Consider the following 18,488-nt stretch of genomic DNA (forward strand, 5'->3'; position numbering starts at 1 on the left):
CAAACTCCTCATAGTGGACCACGCATTAGCAATGCAACGGCGGCGACAATTCGCTATCATGCCCGCTGCATTTAACGACAAGGCCGTGGAAAAAATCATGCTGTGGTTCAAAAATTTAATGGTATACCGTCTCAGCCGCGATGTTGCGCTGCGTGCGGAAGAGATGGAAAAACAGCTTGCCCCACTATCGTTTACTCCATGCGGTAGTCAGGATATGGCGAAAACTGGATGGGTTCCACCGATGGGTTCACACAGCGACGCGCTGACCCATAGCAACAACGGCCAGATTATTATCTGCGCGCGTAAAGAAGAAAAAATTCTGCCGACGCCGGTAGTCAAACAAGCGCTGGAAGCAAAAATTTCCCGTCTTGAAGCCGAGCAGGGTCGCAAGCTGAAAAAAACAGAAAAAGATTCGCTGAAAGACGAAGTGCTGCACTCCTTACTGCCGCGTGCATTCAGCCGCTTCAGCCAGACCATGATGTGGATCGACACTGTGAATGGCCTGATTATGGTCGACTGCGCCAGTGCCAAAAAAGCGGAAGACACGCTGGCGTTGCTGCGAAAAAGCCTCGGCTCGCTGCCGGTGGTACCGCTGACGATGGAAAATCCTATCGAACTGACGCTGACCGAATGGGTGCGTTCCGGTACGGTAGCGCAGGGTTTCCAGTTGCTGGACGAAGCAGAACTGAAAGCGATGCTGGAAGATGGCGGCGTGATCCGTGCGAAAAAACAGGATCTGGTGAGCGATGAAATTGCCGTACACATTGAGGCAGGCAAAGTGGTCACGAAGCTGGCGCTCGACTGGCAGCAGCGTATCCAGTTCCTGATGTGCGATGACGGTTCCGTAAAACGCCTGAAATTCTGCGATGAGCTGCGCGATCAGAATGAAGATATCGACAGAGAAGATTTTGCCCAGCGCTTCGATGCCGATTTTATTCTGATGACCGGCGAACTGGCGGCGTTGATTCAAAATCTGGTGGAAGGCTTAGGCGGCGAAGCACAGCGCTAACCTTTTCTCCACAGACAAACGCCCGGATTTTCCGGGCGTTTTACATTAGAGGTAACGGCAGAGGTAAGAACTCGGTTCCGCCACCTGCAAATGAAACTCGCTATGACCAGGTACGTTGAACACTTCGCCCGCGGCGTAAGCTTTCCATTCGGTTTCGCCCGGCAGCAGCACATTCAGCGCGCCGCTTACCACCGTCATCTCTTCCGGCTGCGCGGTGCTGAAAGTGTATTCCCCTTCCGCCATAACCCCAACGCTGGCACGGCCAGTGCTACTGCTGGTAAAACCAATGGATTTCACTTTACCGGAAAAGTATTCGTTACTTTGAAGCATGAACTGGCCCTTATAAAGAAAATGTATGGAAAAACACTATAGAGGCCGGACTTTGCTTCTGTCACGAGAAATTCACACGATTGCAGGCCTAAACCAGCAGTTCAGATGCCAGCCGCGCGGCCAGCACATTCGACAGTAAAACGGGCACATCCAGCGCTTTTTGCAGTAAATCGCGGTGATACTGGTGGAAACCAAGGCAATCCAGCATCAGCACATCCGCACCGCGCTCAATAAGCCCTTTACCCGCTTCAATTAATTCCTGTTCTGTCGCCAGGTAAGGGTGAGCCAGCGCGTAATAAGGTTCATTTTCCAGCACTTGCCATTTTTTCTTTTGCTGCGCCATGAGTTCGGGAATGGGCACAATCACGCCTACCTGATGCCCGTCGACAATGGAAGCGACCAGCGGCGGAATAATGCGCTGCGGCTCAACCAAAATCGCGTTACGTGCAACGAAACCACGAATATCCGCGGTGCTCATCAACAAAATGACATCGTAACCCTGGTTATCCAGCACTTCGATAACGCCCTGGAGATCGCGTTCCACTTTCTCACGGGAAACCATCCCGAGGCTGTCATCGCTTAATCGTGTGGGAATGGCGTGCTCCCCGGCGTCTACGGCGTATTCACGGCGCACCTCTTCCGGATCCATTTTTCCCAGCAGGCTAAGATGGGTGATCTGCTCTTCTGAAACATGCTCCGCAAGGAGCGGAAAAATCTCTTTTACCGGAACCACACCAATGGTGAGGATCGCCAGGGACGCACTCATTTTTACTTTCCGCCTTTCATCACTGCTTGTTCTTATTCGCTCTCAATCATGCCGTTATGACGGCTGTTGTGTAAAAAGAACATGCCACTCTCGTGTTCATATAAATTCCAGTAACCATAAAAGAGTAACCACTGACTATTATTTAGCCAGTTTAAAAACGTGATGTAGATCCTTTTTTGTAATGTTCAGGAAATCATCCAGCCTTCAAAATGCGGCTTAACTTTTGTCCGGATCTTCATAACGCCGTTTAGCGTCAAGAGCTTCCTGCTCGGTGGGGTGTTCACTAATTAAGGTATCCGGTTTCGGATGGTCGGCGCGCAGTTCATACCAGGTCACCGTCGGACCGTTCGCACCTTTTTCAACAGCGACAACACGGGCTTCACGCGGATATGGCGGTTTAGTCGGCATAGCTCTTCCTCATTTTGCGGGTCGAGCAATAAGTATAGACAAACGTTTCGCTAACTGGCGCGCGCCAGTTGCAATGCCGCTTCAATATCAGACACCACCTTATCCGGTGACTGCGCTGCATCCACTACGTAATGCGCAGCTTCACGGTACAACGCATCGCGCTGCGCCAGCACTTCACTGACCTCTTCGCTGATGGGCTTACCGGTTAGCGTCGGGCGTTGCCCCTCCTCGGGAAAAGCCTCCAGCCGCTCCGCCAGCACCTCGACCGGCGCGCAGAGATAAATCACCACCCCGTGTTCACGCATAAAACGGCGGTTGTATTCGCGAAGGATAATCCCGCCGCCGGTCGCCACCACGCGTGATGGCGAGCTAACCGCTTCCAGCGCGGCGGTTTCCCGCGCACGAAAACCATCCCACCCTTCTTGTTCAACAATCGCAGCGATGGTCTGTTGGGCATTTTCCTGCAACCAGTAATCGGTATCGATAAACTGGCATCCCTGCGCCAGCGCCAGCGTCCGACCAACCGTTGTTTTACCGCAACCACGTGCGCCGATAAGAAAAATGGGGAGCGTCATGAGCAGGTGTTCCCTCCGGGTCCTGCACAGTGCAGGACGGAAAATAAGACAGCGATAATATCACCAGACTAGTACGAAACTCATCGTAAAATTAACGTTACACTTTTATGTCTGCGTCAGTAAAAATCTCATGAGAAACCAAGTTAAATCTGGGTTTCCTCTGTAAAGATTCTATGGCAGCACGTGTCGCGGCAACCTTACTGAATGTAACACAGGCTGGCAAGCCCGCAAGGCGGCAAACAGTAACACATCATGCGGGGATGCGCAGAATTTACTCGCTCTGGCGGCGTTTGTCGGCCAGCAGCCATTTATCCAGTTCGGCGGCAAATTGCTGGCGATCCCGTTGTGACAGGCTGTCCGGGCCACCGGTTTGAATACCACTGCTGCGCAGGGTATCCATGAAATCGCGCATCGTCAGTTTTTCGCGAATGGTGGCCTCGCTATAGCGTTCACCGCGCGGGTTCAGTGCCGCCGCGCCTTTTGCCAGCACTTCCGCTGCCAGCGGAATGTCTGCCGTGATCACCAAATCACCGGCTTCGCACAGCCGGACAATTTCATTGTCGGCAACGTCAAAACCCGCAGGCACTCTGATGGAACGGATCACCCGCGACAGCGGCACGCGCAGGTTTTGGTTCGCCACCAGCGTTAACGGCGTCTGTGTGCGCTCGGCCGCGCGGAATAAAATCTCTTTGATTACGTTCGGACAGGCGTCCGCATCAACCCAAATCGCCATTGTTACTCCTTTCTGTTTGCGCCGCATTGTCGCTTTAATTTCCTGCCGGGGAAAGGAGAGATCCTTTCGCCCTCGCCGCCAATCCACGTTAAGCTATATCGCACAAACATTTACAAGCAGAGAGACGGATGTGATGGAGAAGAAAATCGGTTTTATCGGCTGCGGTAACATGGGAAAAGCGATTGTTGGCGGCTTGATTGCCAGCGGCCAGGTGCTGCCGGGGCAAATCTGGGTGTATACCCCGTCGCCGGATAAAGTGGCTGCCCTGCATGACCAGTTTGGCGTGAACGCCGCGCAAAGCGCGCAGGAAGTGGCGCAGATTGCCGATATCGTCTTTGGCGCAGTCAAACCGAACATTATGGTGAAAGTGCTTAACGATATCGCCTCCAGCTTGAACAAAGAGACGCTGGTGGTCTCCATCGCCGCCGGCGTTACGCTTGATCAGTTAGCTCGCGCACTCGGCCACGACCGCAAAATCGTCCGCGCCATGCCTAACACCCCGTCGCTGGTGAACGCGGGCATGACCTCTGTGACGCCTAACGCGCTGGTCACGCCGGAAGATACCGCCGATGTGCTGAATATCTTCCGCTGCTTTGGTGAAGCGGAAGTGATTGCCGAACCGATGATCCACCCGGTAGTTGGTGTCAGCGGCTCTGCACCGGCATATGTGTTTATGTTTATCGAAGCGATGGCCGATGCTGCTGTGCTGGGCGGGATGCCGCGCGCGCAGGCCTATAAATTTGCCGCACAGGCGGTGATGGGCTCGGCAAAAATGGTACTGGAAAGTGGCAAGCATCCGGGCGAGCTTAAAGATATGGTCTGTTCGCCTGGTGGCACCACCATTGAAGCGGTAAAAGTGCTGGAAGAGAAAGGTTTCCGCTCGGCGGTGATCGAAGCGATTGCCGCGTGTATGGCGAAGTCTGACAAAATGAGTAGCTAACGCAATGCGCCACGCGATGTCGCGTGGCGCGATTTCTCAGGCCAGCATTTCGCTGGCGGCATGCAAGCTAATCGGTTGCTGCATCTTCAGCAGTAGACCTGCCGTTTCACTGTACTCGCCGCAGCTCAGCACCGCTTTCAGTATGCCTGCTTCGCCATAGAGCACGGCAAAACGTTTATTATCAAACGATCCCAGCATTTTCATACTGTCCCACTCACGGGTATAACCGAGATATTCAAAGCGGTTACCGAAGTGAGTCGTCCAGAAAAAGGGGACGCGATCAAAAGTGTGCTGTTCACCCAGCATATTCAGTGCGGCGAGCCGCCCCTGCTGCTGCGCCACACGCCAGTGTTCAATACGCCGACGCCCTTCCGGGGCTGGGTAACTGGCGATATCACCGACCGCCCAGACATCCGGCGCGGCACTCAACGTTTCATCCACCGTCAGGCTGCCATCTTTTTCATGAGGCAGGTCGTGCGCCATGTCGGTCACCGGCTTGACGCCCGTGGCAAACACCACCACATGAGCTGGCACTGAACGACCATCTTTTAACGTGACGCTCTGCACATGGCCGTTCCCTTCCAGCGCAGCCGGTTCGCCGGTAACAAACTTCACGCCATTCTGTTTATGCAGATTCATAAAATGCCGCCCCACCTCTTCACCAAACTGCGGTACAAATGGCAGCGCATGGCGCGACAGCACCGTCACGTCGATATCCTGATTACGCAGCGCCGCCGCCAGCTCCATGGCGATAAAACTATTACCGATCACGACCAGTTGCTGTTCCTGTTCCACTTCATTTAGCAAACGCTCGGCCTGGTGGATACCACGCAGCACATGCACACCCGCCAGGTGGTTACCGGGAATATCCGGCCACACTGGCTGGCCACCGGTGGCCAGCAGTAGTTTGTCGAAGGTGATCTGCCGGCCGCCGGCAAGCGTAAGCAGGTGAGCCTGGCAATCAATATTCGCCACCTCTTCGCGCAAGCTTTCGACGCCGGGCTGGCTGTAAAAGGCACTGTCCAGCAGGTGGGGAACGTCGCTGATTTTCATTTTCCCCGCCGGAACGAATTTGCTCAGCGCGGTGCGATCGTAAGGCGCATCATCTTCTTTATCGATCAACACCAGGTGGCCGTTAAATCCGGCATCACGCAGTGTTATCGCCGCCGCGCTACCTGCCGCGCCAGTCCCAAGGATCACGGCGGTTTGCGGGTGCTCACCACGGATAAGCGAGTGGCTGGCAGGAGAAAGTGGGCGCGGGTTAACCAACACACGGTTTTGCTCAAGCATCACCGGATACTGCTTGAGGTTTTGCAGCGCCAGCGGTTCGCGCCATTTGCCATTGGTGATATCAAACGCGGCTTTATGCCATGGGCAGACCAGTTTGCCATCGCATACGGCCCCTTTCTCCAGCGGCCCGCCTGCGTGCGGGCATTTACTCTGAAAAGCACGGACTTTTGCTCCGGTGCGGATAAGGATCATTGAGGTGCCCGCGACATCCACTTTAACCGGTTGGCTTTCCGGCAAGGCATTCAGTTCAGTAACATATTGATAGTTCATCACTTTGCTCCCGTGTCAGTGTTGCGAAAACGGGCGTAACGCCAGACAGCGCACAACCACAAGGAAAAGGAAAAAGAAAACGAAGCTCACAAAGTAAGCCTGGCAGAGATTAACGGGCGGGCAAAAAGACGGGGAAAATTCCGAAAAGAGGGTGAGCAAACGCAATGCTCACCCGCTGCGTTATTGCGTTTTTTTCAGGCAACCGCTCATAAATTTACTGCGATCTTCGCCTTTCAGGGATTGTTGCGTCGCCTGGGCGTTACATTCACGCATGCGCTGCTGCTGCGGCGTCAGGCTTTTTTGTCCGGGCTCAGTTTTGGTGTTTTTCAGGCAGTCACTCATGTATTTCTTACGGGCGTCTCCCGCCAGGGTTTGCGCCGTCGCCTGTTGATTGCAGAGGGTCATACGTTGTTGTTGCGGAGTCAGCGTTTTTTCGGCGGCGCTCAGCGCCGTGACAAACAGCAGACCGAAAACGAGGGTAACCAGTAATGTTATTTTCATAGCACCATCCTTCTCTTAATGTGCCTTTTAAGGATGGTACTAATTGGTGAAAAAACCACCCGGCAGCAAAGATTTACCGCCGGGAGGCTGTTACTTCAGATTCAGCGCTGCTTTCATGGTGTAGAACAGATCGGTCTGATCCGTCAGCCCCACCACGTTGCCCGCATGCGGGCCGTAAGCCGCGATGCGAACCTGCGTTCCGGTATGTTCCATCGACTCCTCTTCCGAGTTGCCGTAAGTGATGGCCATTACCGCGCCGTCTTTGGTATTCAGTGCCTGGCTTAAGCCTGGCGCTTTGGTATCTGCCGGAATGATCTGGCTGGCATGGGCATGATCCGCCGTCACGATCACCAGCGTATTGCCATCTTTTTTGGCAAATTCCAGAGCTTTCTGCACGGCTTCGTCGAGATCGACCGTTTCGCCGATCTGACCGCACGGGTTCGCCGCGTGATCCTGTTTATCGATTGATGCGCCTTCTACCTGCAGGAAGAAGCCCTTCTCATTTTTGCTGAGCAAATCAATGGCTTTTTCCGTCATCGCAGCCAGTGTTGGTACGCTGTCGGTGCGTTTCGCGTTGGGCGTACAGGTCACGGCAGGTTTATCAATATTGCCGTGCAGTGAGGCTTTTGGCCCTTCCCAGCGCACCGGCATGTTGCCGTCGGAGAACAGCCCCAGCAGCGGTTTATCCTGGTTCGCTTCGGTGATCGCCGCAAGCGTAGAGGCATCACCAACCAGTTGGTAACCGCGCGCCTGCGCCTGTTCGCGCAGCGTTTTACCTTTCCACTCACCGGCGGTGGCGGTTTCGCTAAAGGTTTTCGCGCCACCGCCCAGCGTGACATCCGCGCGGGCGTTAAGCAGTTGTTCGGTAATCGAACCTTTACCGCCTTTTTCCAGCGCGTTGAGCGCACACTTCTCACTGGTCACCATCGGGCCATAGCAGCGGCGTGAGATAACGTGAGAAACCAGCGCGGCGGGCGTAGCATCTTGCAGTTCCGCAGTAGAAACGTTACCCGTTGCCAGACCGGCGGCTTTGGCCATCTCCAGAATGGTGGTGTGATCTTTATCGTGAATGTCGACGCCGAGTGCGCCGTTATAGGTTTTCACGCCAGTGCTCCAGGCCGTGGCAGACGCGGCGGAGTCGGTGACGTAATCCGGTTTACCGGTTTTTTTGTCCAGCGAATAGTGCGTGTACTGGCCGGTCAGCGGCAATGCGTCAATACCTTTAAAGAATCCACCAGCCCCTTCGGCATAATTTCGCGCGGCGGTAATTTCGGAATCTCCCATGCCATCGCCAATCAGCAAAATAATATTTTTGGCGGGCTTATCAATGAGGGAATCACGCAACGCAGCGGTTTGATCACCACTTAAACGGCGGGCTCCGCCAGGCGTGGAAATATCGCCCTGAGCGGCACGATTATCAAGAACCGGTGCCGAGGTCGTTTCGGCATAAATAGCAGGGGTAAACATCAGAGGTAATAATGCAAGAAATAATGCGCTCTGTTTCACTTTAATATTCTCCATGTACAAATACTTAAAGAAAATAAAACAGAGCGACTATAGGTAGCGCAGATGACAGTGATATGACAGTGCAGGCAGCGCGTCAGAGGTTTAACTGCGCGGGTGCCTTAAAAGCTTTTTTACGTACTGTTGCAGCAACTCCGCGTCCTGATGGGTAACGTGCGTTCCCGGCCGGGCTTCTTCCAGCGCGCCTTCGATACTCTGAATTAACGCCTGTTGTTCCGTCGTCGCCATCTGGCGCAGCAGCGCGGTCACCACGATTTCCAGCGCTTCAACCTGAGCGACCAGCTCTTTCGACTCTTCTTCTTTTTCTGCCAGCTTGACCAATAACTCTGCAATGAGATTTTTCATAGCGCTATTTCCTTACGAGATTTCAAAGACGTTAGCATTGAGTTTTGATGTTGCAAAGTAGATACATGTATTATTTTTGCGGATTTTCTCACAACGCTTAATAGCCATTTAAAAAAATGGGTTAACGAAACGTTTCTCCCGCTTCGACGGCAAATTTTTTGAGTGGCTTAGCGATAAATAAAAACAAGCGCCTGGCTTATTTCCATAAGAAAAAACGATAGTAAGGCCGAAGCAGAGTTATATTATTTCGGCCCTGTTGCGTTAGCGTTTTACCCGGCGAAACGCCAACAGTAATTGCCAGAGATTAATAAACACCACCACAGCCGTGGCGGCAAATACCCAACGGAAACCCGCCATTGCGGATACGGTGGCTCCCATCAGCGGCCCGGCAACATTACCCAGATACATAAACGATTGGTTGTAACCGAAAATACGCCCGGTGACCTGATCGCTGGAATATTTCAGCAACAGCGTCTGCACGGCGGGCAGCATCGCGCCATCCGCGAAGCCCAACATAAAGCGCAAGATCCCAAGCTGGAGCGGCGACGTGACAAACGACATGGCGAAAAATAGCACCACGGCCACCGCCATGGTTGCCATTAAAATGCGCGATGTACCAATGCGATCGCCCAGTTTACCGAGGCGCGGCGCGGAAATCAGCGCCGAGACACCGGGCACAGCGGCGATAAGCCCGCTGAGAAAAGCAATGTTGGTGGTGTGCGGTGACAACGATTGAATGAACAGCGCCAGAATCGGGCCAATAGAGGCGTTGCACAACTGAATCACCATGGTGGTGATAAACAAACTGATGACCAGCGCCGGGTACGGCAAGGTAGAGAACACCGCTTTGCCGCTCAGACGATCGCCCTTTTTCACCGTCGGCCTGACGCCCTCTTTAATTAAAAACAGCGTGACGAGGAAACTCACAATCAGCAATATCGCCGTAATGAGGAACACCATGCGCAGCCCCACATGATCAGCGAGAAAACCGCCCATCAGCGGCCCGCCAATTACGCCGCTTATCTGCGCCGTGGAGAGCGTACTTAGCGCCCAGCCACTGCGCTCGCGCGGCACCTGCGAGGCCACCAGCGCCATCGCATTCGGAATATAACCAGACGTCAGCCCCATCACACCGCGCAGAATCAACAGTTGCCACACGTTGGTGGCAAACGCCTGTAACAGGATCGCGATCGCCATCCCTAACGAGGCGCGCAACAGCATCAGTTTGCGCCCTTTCCGATCCGCCAGACTGCCCCACATGGGCGAAACAATCGCCGAAACCAGAAAGGTAATACTGAACGTTAAGCCTGACCACATCGACAGCGCTTCATGGGATGTCACGCCCAGTTGCGCAACATATAACGGCAAGAACGGCAGAATTTGGCTGATGGCGAGACCGGTGAAAAAGCAACCGAACCAGACCGAAATGAGATTGACCTTCCAGGATTCCATAAGTACGCGTAATTATTGAGGTTTCGACAAACAGCGCACAGGTTAACAAGAATGCGCCAGCGATGAGTCACCAGAGATGCGGTTACGACGATTTCGATATTTTATCTGTCAGCTTGCGTTTCACGCCGCCACCGGGAAGAAAAACCCCATTATTCACAGTGGATTGTGCTTAGCGACAGAGGCCAAAGCCGCGCATGCCAAGATGAAAATGGTTGGCGTGAGCGGCGTTGTACTCCGGCCCAAGGCCGTTACCGTAATAGCCGCAACTGGCGCTTAACATTGCCCGCAGCCACGGCTGTGTTCGCGCCTGCCGCCAGCCCTTGAGCACCGTCACGGACTGACCATTCGCCAGCCGAAAACCGCTGAGATCCAGCGCTTCTGCGCTGGCATGCTCGCTACGCCTGGCATCGGCGCGATTGTAGATATTGCGACACGCATAGCTGCCAAGATGATCGATACGCGTAAGCTGGCTGCCCATAAAGCGCTCGGTGAGTGGCCGCGCCTGTTGCTCAACAAACAGCGCGGAACTGAGCGCCAGTGGGCAACTGGCGAGAAAACTGCTGCTCAGTTTAACCGCCCCAAAGTCGCGTACCCGCACGATATTAGTTAATGGGCAATCTCCGGCGCTGTCGGCAACCGCGACGGAGGAGATTAACCGCTGCTGATTCGCCTGCGACAATAATTCTGCACAGGCTTGCGGTGGCAAACGGCGCAGTTTGAACTGCGTAATGCGCCCGGGTGGGTCGCTAAGCTGCAACGGCGCAAACGGGTTGTAGTAAGACGGCAACGCGCGGTAGCCAACCCAAATCACCGCCAGAAGAATGCACAAAACAATCAGCCCTTTCCCGCTCACGTCGCCTCCTTCTGGTTTCCAGAAAACATTATGGCAGAAGGCCGCGAATCGTGCGTTTTGACGTGCTATGGTATGTGCTTTGTGAATTCAGTATGAGTGATCGGAGAAATGGCAAAACTGCGGGTAGGGGTCGTCTTTGGCGGCAAATCAGCGGAACATGAAGTGTCGTTACAGTCGGCGAAAAATATCGTCGACGCCATGGATAAATCACGCTTTGACGTGGTGCTACTGGGGATCGATAAACAGGGGCAGTGGCATGTCAGCGATGCGAATAATTACCTGCTAAACGCCAGCGATCCGGCGCGTATCGCCTTAAACCCCTCGGAAAATAGCGTGGCGCTGGTGCCGGGGATCCAGCAGCAGCAACTGATCCAGGCAGAAAACAGCACGCCGCTTCCAAATGTCGATGTGATCTTCCCGATTGTTCATGGCACGCTGGGCGAAGATGGTTCATTGCAGGGCATGCTGCGTCTGGCGAACTTGCCGTTTGTCGGTTCCGACGTACTCGCCTCTGCGGCCTGCATGGATAAAGATGTCACCAAGCGCCTGTTACGCGACGCCGGGCTTTCCATCGCCCCGTTTATCACGCTCACACGCGCCAATCGTGAGCGGATTAGCTTCAGCAATGTGCAAGCCCAACTCGGTTTGCCGCTGTTTGTTAAACCCGCCAACCAGGGGTCCTCTGTGGGGGTCAGCAAGGTGACCAATGAAGCGCAGTACCACGCTGCGGTCAACCTGGCGTTTGAGTTCGATAAAAAAGTGGTTGTTGAAACCGGCATCAAAGGCCGTGAGATCGAATGCGCGGTGTTGGGCAATGACGAGCCGCAAGCCAGTACCTGTGGCGAAATCGTGCTTAACAGCGAGTTTTACGCCTACGACACCAAATACATCGATGACAACGGGGCTCAGGTGGTTGTGCCCGCCGACATTGATCCGGCAATCAACGATAAAATCCGCACCATTGCCGTGCAGGCTTATCAGGCGCTGGGTTGTGAAGGCATGGCGCGCGTAGATGTGTTCCTGACGCCGGAAAACGAGGTGATCATCAACGAGATCAACACGCTGCCAGGGTTCACCAATATCAGCATGTACCCGAAACTGTGGCAGGCGAGCGGCATTGGTTATAGCGAGTTAATCACGCGCCTGATTGAGCTGGCCATTGCGCGCCATCAGGTCAACAGCGCGCTGAAAATTACCGTTAACAATTAATCACTGCGGTTTATCCGCCGTCTCCTCGTCTTCCGGACGGCGGCGGATAATTAACCCGGCCAGCCAGAAACCAATCACCCAGGTCACCAGCCCCACCGCATAGGTTTGCCAGCCTTTGGCTTCAAACCCCAGCAGCCCGACCACGCCATTCAGAATAAATATCAACCCAATCGCAAACGCGTAATAGTGCCAGTCACGGCGGATTTTTACAGGCAGCTTCATGACAACTCCGGCAGTCAAAACGGCATCATCGCACAACCGCCGCTTACCGTCTGTGGCGTATGCGGAAATTCTGAAATGTTACCAAAGTAATTAAAACGTTACAGAAATGTGAGCATCGGCAAAAATCATCCAACTGGAATCATTCCCGGGGCGAAATTATCACCATTCTGATGTTGACAAAGCGGTACAACTGCCAAAATTACCGTCAGTTGAGGCCACGCGCCAACTAAATCGAGCGTTAAAAAGTAAAGAGTACCGGAGGTCTTATGGCTGACTTTACTATGTCAAAACCCTTTAAGGGCGCAAAACAACGTGACACCTCCAGACCGGGTAATATTGCTTACGCCGTATTCGTACTACTCTGCTTCTGGGCGGGTGCGCAGTTGCTGAACCTGCTGGTGCATGCACCGGGCGTGTTCGAGCATCTGATGCAAGTGCAGGACACCACCCGCCCGCATGTAGAAATGGGAATGGGCGTCGGCACGATTTTCGGTCTTGTGCCTTTCCTCGCGGGAAGCGCCCTGCTTGGTGTTATCTTCCTTATTTTACGCTGGCGACATCACCATTCACGCTAGTTCTGCGCCATACAGGCGGCCCGACGATCGTCGACGCGCTTCGCAAACCATGCTGTTGTCAGGTTGCGCGTGATCTTCGGGCTTTCCAGCTTGATCCCCGGCAGTATCTCTCTCGGCAATGTTTTGCCGCTTTTCTTCTCGGCCAGCCGATACACTTCGCGATACAGTTTGGTCTCTTCCAGCTTGTTGCTGTCTCCGCGTTCCAGCTGCCGACGGATATCACGATCGCTCATGCCAAGCGAAGCGCCCAGTTTGCGCGCGGCTAATTCCGTCGTACCGGCATCGCTGCTGCCGTACAAAATCAGATCGCCGTCGAGCGCCAGTTTCATGCCGGTCGCTTTGCTGATGGCGTTCTGAAATGCCGCGTTGCGGCTGGCATACAATCCGGCATTAAAATCGGCGAAACGGTAAATGGGTGCGGTGTAATTGACCGGATAATTGAGCAGATGATAAGTGCCAAACCATAATCCACCGCGGCGGCTAAAGACCTCCTGGCGCACGGTGCCTGCCATTTTCCACGGATAACCGTCCGTATGCTGCTCGGCAAAGGCGACGCTAATCTGCATCGGTCCGCCAGTGCGCACCGGGTTAAGCGAACCAAACAGTTTTTGCCCCATCGGCACCATGCCAATGAAGTCATCAAAAATAGCGCTAAGCTCTTTTTCCGTGCGCACTTTGTCTAACCGTTCGCTGTAGCTTTTACCATTCGGCGATGGGATTTTCAGCGCGGTATGTACCAGCATCGTTGGGATATGCATCCGCTCGGCGCGCTTATCGATCTCTTTCCAGGCGATTTTATTCAGCCCCGGCACCACCGGATCAGACTGATAATTGGATTCCTGCTGCGCTACAGCCAGTACCGAGCAGATGTTCTCCAGCGTCGGCGACAGCTTCTGGCTGCTAAAGGTTGTCGCCAGATCCTGCGCCCAGCCATCGCGATCTTTTATGCTGGCGGGGATGGTTCGCCGCACCACGCTTGCGACATCCATCGGCTTGTTCTGCTGCTGTTCCAGCGCTTTTTCTTTTTCAGCTTCGGCTTCTTTTTGCGAAAGCGTGCCCTGCGTACTACATCCGGCGAGAATCAACGTCGCCAGCAACCAGCCAAAACGGGGGACGTAAACCATAACGTTCCTTGTGTTAACCAAAAGTATGGGGCACAGGCTGGATCTCCTGCCCATCCAGTTCACGCTCAAAACTGCGTAAACGTTTATAGATAGACATCAGCTCCACCAGCGTCGTCCAGGAAGAGATCAAATACTGGAACGAACTGCGCACCTGCTCAAACACGTTAGTTATCTGGCGCATCAGACCGAAAGTGATAGCCCCGGCAGCAATCGTCGGGAACAGCACAATCAGGCCAACCACCACATCAACCTGCATGTACAGGATACGGGCGATATTGAAATACATATAGTGAAAATAGAGCCGGAAATAGTTACGGCGCACGGCGGCGAACAGCTCCGCAACGGTATGCGGTCTGGCGCGCTCGGCATCATCTTCGCCGTAGACCAGCTCTTTACGGTAAGCCGCTTCCACGCGCTGGTTTTTAAACGCCAGACCTGGCAGTTTGATGCCCACAAACGCCAGCAGCACGGTGCCGAGCAGTGCCCAGCTTACGGCGGCAATCACCAGCCCATAAGGGATGTGCCCGACCACCGGTATCTCCTGCACATGCGGCGACAAGGCCACCAGCACCGGCAAAAAAGCGATCAACGTCATGATGGCGTTAATAAAACTGGTGCCCATATCTTCAAGCGTCGAGGCGAAACGCATGGTATCTTCCTGCACGCGCTGCGCTGCGCCTTCGATATGGCGCAAACGATCCCAGCGCGCCATATAGTATTCGTTCATCGCCGTGCGCCAGCGGAACACATAGTGGCTGACGAAAAAGTTATTGAGCACCGCCACCGTTACGGCAATCAGCGCGATCCACAAAAACACGCCAATCTCGCTATACAGCTGGCTTATGCTGACTTTATTCGGCGCACTGAGCGCGGTCTGAATAAGATCGTAAAACGGCTGATACCAGGCGTTAATGGCGACGTTCACTTCCACCAAAAACCAGGTCACGAAGATAATTAACGCGGTGCCGAGAATCGACCAGCGCTGCCAGCGATGTGGCGAGAGGGTAAACCAGAACAGCGCAAAAACGCCGACACAAAGCAGATAGTAGGCATAAAACAAAAGATAGCCTGGGCTCCAGAAACGCGCGGCGCTAATCGGCACATCCGCAGACGCGCCGGTGAGGCGCATCAACCACGCTTCACCACCGGCCTGCCAGAAAACCACGGTAATCGCGGTCCAGATGAACACCGACAAAAAGAACAACGCCGGTTTCGGAAAGAAGGACTTAAACATAATGCTCTCCTGCTCACTTCTTATTATTTACGACAAATGCTGTGCATCACTGTGGGTAAGCCCCTGAACGGGCCGCGACAAAAAAAGCGCCGCGAAATGCGGCGCCGTCTGGTTAAATCTGACCTGAGGTTAACGCCTTAGTTCGTTTGCCATTCGTGAAGAATTGTTTCGACGGGTTTCACTAACACCGGGTTGCCCGGCACCGTTAACGTGCGCCACACCTCGTTATAGTGATCGATTAACACCGTGGCCTGCGCCGCCGGGCGATTCGCCGTGGTGTGCGCATCTTGCGCGACGGTGATAGCGTAACCACGGCTGGCGCCGTTCTTAAGCGTAGTATCCACGCAGTAATCGGTGGCGCACCCGCACATCACAAAAGCGCGAATGTCATGCTCACGCAGCACGCTTTCGAGCGTGGTGTGATAAAACGCATCACAGGCGGTTTTGGTAACATATAGGGCGTTCGCCGGCTGCGTCAGTTCCGGCAAAAGAGCAAACCCGTCGCTCCCCTCTTCCAGCCCGCCCGCTTCGGCGTGTTGAATAAAAATCACCGTGTCCGCTGCCGCGGTTAGTTGGTTAATGCGCGCCACGCATTGCTCACGCTGAATACGCTCTGTGGCAAACACGCCGTTTTGCATATCCACCACCATCACTACCCGTTGACTTGCCATTACCTGACTCCTGAGTGTGGGAAAGGAAGAGGTTATCACAGCCGCCTTACTCCAAAGTCATAGGCAAAAAATTTCATATTTACCCATCGTTACGTATTAGGGCGAAATAACACGCTTATTGGTGCTTTGCATCGAATCGCCGGGTAGTATAAATATCCTCTATCGTTCCCATTCTTATATGGATCCCCTTCGTTGAAACGTTGTCTGCTTTTCTCCGCGTTGCTCTGCACGCTGAGTATGACCAGCGCCCGTGCGGCGCAACAATCTCCCGATCCGGTATTTGCCTCTGACATTGTCGATCGTTACGCCAACCACATCTATTACGGTAGCGGTGCGACCGGGATGGCAATGGTGGTCATCGACGGTAACCAGCGCGTGTTCAGAAGCTTTGGTGAAACCCGTCCAGGCAACAATGTTCGCCCGCAGCTGGATTCGGTTATCCGTATTGCGTCGCTCTCCAAGCTGATGACCAGCGAAATGCTGGTGAAACTGCTCGATCAGGGCCGGGTGCGTCTTGACGATCCATTAAGCAAATATGCGCCACCTGGCGCGCGCGTACCGACCTTCGAAGGCACGCCGATCAAGCTGGTTAACCTCGCGACCCACACCAGCGCCCTGCCGCGTGAGCAGCCTGGCGGCGCGGCGCACCGCTCGGTATTTGTCTGGCCAACGCGCGAGCAGCGCTGGAGCTGGCTTTCCACCGCGAAGTTAAAAACCGCGCCGGGCGCGCAGGCCTCTTACTCCAACCTGGCCTTTGACCTGCTGGCCGATGCGCTTTCTCAGGCGGCCGGAAAACCCTATCCGCAGCTATTTGAAGAGCAGATAACCCGCCCGCTGGGGATGAAAGACACCACCTTTACGCCGTCGCCAGATCAGTGCAAACGTCTGATGGTGGCGGAAAAAGGGGCCAGCCCGTGCGACAACACACTGGCAGCGATTGGCAGCGGCGGCGTTTACTCCACGCCAGGCGATATGATGCGCTGGATGCAGCAGTTCCTCTCGTCCGATTTCTATACCCGCAACAGCCAGGCCGACCGTATGCAAACGCTGATCTACCCGCGTAATCAGCTTACTAAGGTGATCGGCATGGATGTCCCCGGCAAAGCCGACGCACTCGGCCTCGGCTGGGTCTATATGGCTCCGAAAGACGGTCACCCGGGTATCATCCAGAAAACTGGCGGCGGCGGCGGTTTCATCACCTATATAGCGATGGTGCCGCAGCATAACGTCGGCGTCTTTGTGGTGATGACCCGTTCCCCGCTGACGCGCTTTACCAGCATGAGCGACGGCGCGAATGACCTTGTCAGCGAGCTGAGCAACAACAAACCGCTGGTGGTTCCGGCCTCCTGATGCGGCAAAAGGCAGACGGTTTGCCGCCTGCCTTCCCCTTTTAACAGCGATTTTGGTAAAACAGCCCGCCACCTTTTCGGCTACAATGCCGCCATCTGTTCCACAAACATCAGGCATACCATGACCGATTTAATTACTCGTCCCCGCCGCCTGCGCAAATCGCCTGCGCTGCGCGCCATGTTTGAAGAGACAACACTGAGCAAAAACGACCTGGTGTTGCCGATCTTTGTTGAAGAAGAGCTCGGCGATTACAAAGCCATCGCCGCCATGCCGGGCGTGATGCGCATTCCGGAAAAGTATCTGGCGCGCGAGATCGAACGCATCGCCAACGCCGGGATCCGCTCAGTGATGACCTTTGGCATTTCGCATCACACCGATGAGACTGGCAGCGATACCTGGCAAGAAAACGGCCTGGTGGCGCGGATGTCACGCATTTGCAAAGAGACAGTGCCGGAAATGGTGGTGATGTCCGACACCTGTTTTTGCGAATACACCTCGCACGGCCACTGCGGTGTGCTGTGCGATCACGGCGTGGATAACGACGCCACGCTGATTAATCTCGGTAAACAAGCGGTGATTGCCGCCGCGGCAGGCGCCGATTTCATCGCGCCATCGGCGGCGATGGATGGTCAGGTGCAGGCGATCCGCCGTGCGCTGGATGCGGCGGGCTTTACCGATACCGCGATCATGTCCTATTCGACTAAATTCGCCTCATCCTTCTACGGTCCGTTCCGCGAAGCCGCGGGCACGGCGCTGAAAGGCGATCGTAAAACCTATCAGATGCACCCGATGAACCGCCGCGAAGCGATTCGCGAGTCGCTTATTGATGAGGCTGAAGGCGCAGACTGCCTGATGGTGAAACCGGCAGGCGCTTATCTCGATATCCTGCGTGATATTCGCGAGCGCACCGAACTGCCGCTGGGCGCTTATCAGGTGAGCGGTGAATACGCGATGATCAAGTTTGCCGCTCAGGCAGGCGCAATTGATGAAGACAAAGTAGTGCTGGAAAGCCTGGGTGCGATTAAACGCGCCGGCGCGGATTTGATTTTCAGCTATTTCGCCCTCGATCTCGCCGAACGCGGCATCCTCTGAACGAAGCGGGCCTGG

General features: G+C 54.5%; 21 protein-coding genes. 6 read left to right on the forward strand and 15 right to left on the reverse strand.

Annotated elements, in window-relative coordinates; translation table 11 throughout:
- Nucleotides 1–97 precede the first annotated feature (97 nt).
- Complete coding sequence (gene rdgC / locus C813_RS40970) at nucleotides 98–1,009, forward strand: recombination-associated protein RdgC (protein WP_025263714.1); 912 nt, start codon at nucleotides 98–100, stop codon at nucleotides 1,007–1,009.
- Nucleotides 1,010–1,054: 45 nt separating this feature from the next.
- Here the strand turns inward: rdgC and ppnP are convergent, their stop codons facing one another.
- The 5 genes from ppnP to C813_RS40995 form a co-directional block, all read right to left on the reverse strand.
- Nucleotides 1,055–1,339 (reverse strand): pyrimidine/purine nucleoside phosphorylase, encoded by a 285-nt coding sequence (gene ppnP, locus C813_RS40975; RefSeq protein WP_017458829.1) that lies wholly within the window; start codon nucleotides 1,337–1,339, stop codon nucleotides 1,055–1,057.
- Between the two features lie 88 nt (nucleotides 1,340–1,427).
- Nucleotides 1,428–2,105 carry an AroM family protein gene (locus tag C813_RS40980; RefSeq protein ID WP_017458828.1) on the reverse strand — a complete coding sequence of 226 codons (678 nt, stop codon included), beginning with the start codon at nucleotides 2,103–2,105 and terminating at the stop codon, nucleotides 1,428–1,430.
- Between the two features lie 216 nt (nucleotides 2,106–2,321).
- Nucleotides 2,322–2,513, reverse strand: coding sequence for a protein YaiA (gene yaiA / locus C813_RS40985; RefSeq protein ID WP_017458827.1), 192 nt, complete (start codon nucleotides 2,511–2,513; stop codon nucleotides 2,322–2,324).
- A 50-nt stretch (nucleotides 2,514–2,563) separates the two neighbouring features.
- Nucleotides 2,564–3,088 carry a shikimate kinase AroL gene (aroL, locus tag C813_RS40990; RefSeq protein ID WP_017458826.1) on the reverse strand — a complete coding sequence of 175 codons (525 nt, stop codon included), beginning with the start codon at nucleotides 3,086–3,088 and terminating at the stop codon, nucleotides 2,564–2,566.
- Nucleotides 3,089–3,359: 271 nt separating this feature from the next.
- Nucleotides 3,360–3,821 carry a YaiI/YqxD family protein gene (locus C813_RS40995; protein ID WP_017458825.1) on the reverse strand — a complete coding sequence of 154 codons (462 nt, stop codon included), beginning with the start codon at nucleotides 3,819–3,821 and terminating at the stop codon, nucleotides 3,360–3,362.
- 133 nt (nucleotides 3,822–3,954) lie between these two features.
- On the opposite strand from C813_RS40995, the gene proC reads away from it, so the two are divergent.
- Nucleotides 3,955–4,761: a pyrroline-5-carboxylate reductase gene (gene proC / locus C813_RS41000; RefSeq protein ID WP_017458824.1), complete on the forward strand. Its 807-nt coding sequence runs from the start codon at nucleotides 3,955–3,957 to the stop codon at nucleotides 4,759–4,761.
- A 36-nt stretch (nucleotides 4,762–4,797) separates the two neighbouring features.
- Here the strand turns inward: proC and C813_RS41005 are convergent, their stop codons facing one another.
- The 6 genes from C813_RS41005 to C813_RS41030 form a co-directional block, all read right to left on the reverse strand.
- Nucleotides 4,798–6,321: an FAD-dependent oxidoreductase gene (locus C813_RS41005; protein WP_017458823.1), complete on the reverse strand. Its 1,524-nt coding sequence runs from the start codon at nucleotides 6,319–6,321 to the stop codon at nucleotides 4,798–4,800.
- A gap of 180 nt (nucleotides 6,322–6,501) precedes the next feature.
- A complete protein-coding gene (gene psiF, locus C813_RS41010; protein WP_017458822.1) occupies nucleotides 6,502–6,822 on the reverse strand; it encodes a phosphate starvation-inducible protein PsiF in 321 nt (106 codons plus the stop codon).
- Nucleotides 6,823–6,912: 90 nt separating this feature from the next.
- Nucleotides 6,913–8,343: an alkaline phosphatase gene (gene phoA, locus C813_RS41015; RefSeq protein ID WP_017458821.1), complete on the reverse strand. Its 1,431-nt coding sequence runs from the start codon at nucleotides 8,341–8,343 to the stop codon at nucleotides 6,913–6,915.
- 87 nt (nucleotides 8,344–8,430) lie between these two features.
- Complete coding sequence (gene iraP / locus C813_RS41020) at nucleotides 8,431–8,691, reverse strand: anti-adapter protein IraP (RefSeq protein ID WP_017458820.1); 261 nt, start codon at nucleotides 8,689–8,691, stop codon at nucleotides 8,431–8,433.
- A 261-nt stretch (nucleotides 8,692–8,952) separates the two neighbouring features.
- A complete protein-coding gene (locus C813_RS41025; protein ID WP_017458819.1) occupies nucleotides 8,953–10,143 on the reverse strand; it encodes a multidrug efflux MFS transporter in 1,191 nt (396 codons plus the stop codon).
- 169 nt (nucleotides 10,144–10,312) lie between these two features.
- Entirely contained in the window at nucleotides 10,313–10,996 is a 684-nt protein-coding gene (locus tag C813_RS41030; protein WP_017458818.1) for an extensin-like domain-containing protein, read from the reverse strand.
- Between the two features lie 108 nt (nucleotides 10,997–11,104).
- Between C813_RS41030 and ddlA the strand changes: the two genes are divergently transcribed.
- Nucleotides 11,105–12,205 (forward strand): D-alanine--D-alanine ligase, encoded by a 1,101-nt coding sequence (ddlA, locus tag C813_RS41035; protein WP_017458817.1) that lies wholly within the window; start codon nucleotides 11,105–11,107, stop codon nucleotides 12,203–12,205.
- On the opposite strand, the gene C813_RS41040 is transcribed toward ddlA, so the two are convergent.
- Nucleotides 12,206–12,427 carry a DUF2754 domain-containing protein gene (locus C813_RS41040; RefSeq protein ID WP_017458816.1) on the reverse strand — a complete coding sequence of 74 codons (222 nt, stop codon included), beginning with the start codon at nucleotides 12,425–12,427 and terminating at the stop codon, nucleotides 12,206–12,208.
- Nucleotides 12,428–12,693: 266 nt separating this feature from the next.
- Between C813_RS41040 and C813_RS41045 the strand changes: the two genes are divergently transcribed.
- Nucleotides 12,694–13,002 carry a DUF2755 family protein gene (locus C813_RS41045; protein ID WP_017458815.1) on the forward strand — a complete coding sequence of 103 codons (309 nt, stop codon included), beginning with the start codon at nucleotides 12,694–12,696 and terminating at the stop codon, nucleotides 13,000–13,002.
- On the opposite strand, the gene C813_RS41050 is transcribed toward C813_RS41045, so the two are convergent.
- The 3 genes from C813_RS41050 to C813_RS41060 form a co-directional block, all read right to left on the reverse strand.
- Nucleotides 12,999–14,126 (reverse strand): DUF1615 domain-containing protein, encoded by a 1,128-nt coding sequence (locus C813_RS41050; RefSeq protein WP_017458814.1) that lies wholly within the window; start codon nucleotides 14,124–14,126, stop codon nucleotides 12,999–13,001. The two genes, C813_RS41045 and C813_RS41050, sit on opposite strands and share 4 nt — an antisense overlap.
- 13 nt (nucleotides 14,127–14,139) lie before the next feature.
- Nucleotides 14,140–15,360 (reverse strand): peptide antibiotic transporter SbmA, encoded by a 1,221-nt coding sequence (gene sbmA / locus C813_RS41055; protein ID WP_017458813.1) that lies wholly within the window; start codon nucleotides 15,358–15,360, stop codon nucleotides 14,140–14,142.
- Nucleotides 15,361–15,497: 137 nt separating this feature from the next.
- Entirely contained in the window at nucleotides 15,498–16,031 is a 534-nt protein-coding gene (locus tag C813_RS41060) for an isochorismatase family protein (RefSeq protein ID WP_017458812.1), read from the reverse strand.
- Nucleotides 16,032–16,223: 192 nt separating this feature from the next.
- On the opposite strand from C813_RS41060, the gene ampH reads away from it, so the two are divergent.
- Nucleotides 16,224–17,381, forward strand: coding sequence for a D-alanyl-D-alanine-carboxypeptidase/endopeptidase AmpH (gene ampH, locus C813_RS41065; RefSeq protein ID WP_017458811.1), 1,158 nt, complete (start codon nucleotides 16,224–16,226; stop codon nucleotides 17,379–17,381).
- Nucleotides 17,382–17,501: 120 nt separating this feature from the next.
- The gene (hemB, locus tag C813_RS41070; RefSeq protein ID WP_017458810.1) at nucleotides 17,502–18,473 is read left to right on the forward strand and encodes a porphobilinogen synthase; all 972 of its coding nucleotides are present in this window, start codon (nucleotides 17,502–17,504) and stop codon (nucleotides 18,471–18,473) included.
- Nucleotides 18,474–18,488 lie beyond the last annotated feature (15 nt).

Source organism: Kosakonia sacchari SP1 (genome assembly GCF_000300455.3).
Lineage (GTDB): Bacteria > Pseudomonadota > Gammaproteobacteria > Enterobacterales > Enterobacteriaceae > Kosakonia > Kosakonia sacchari.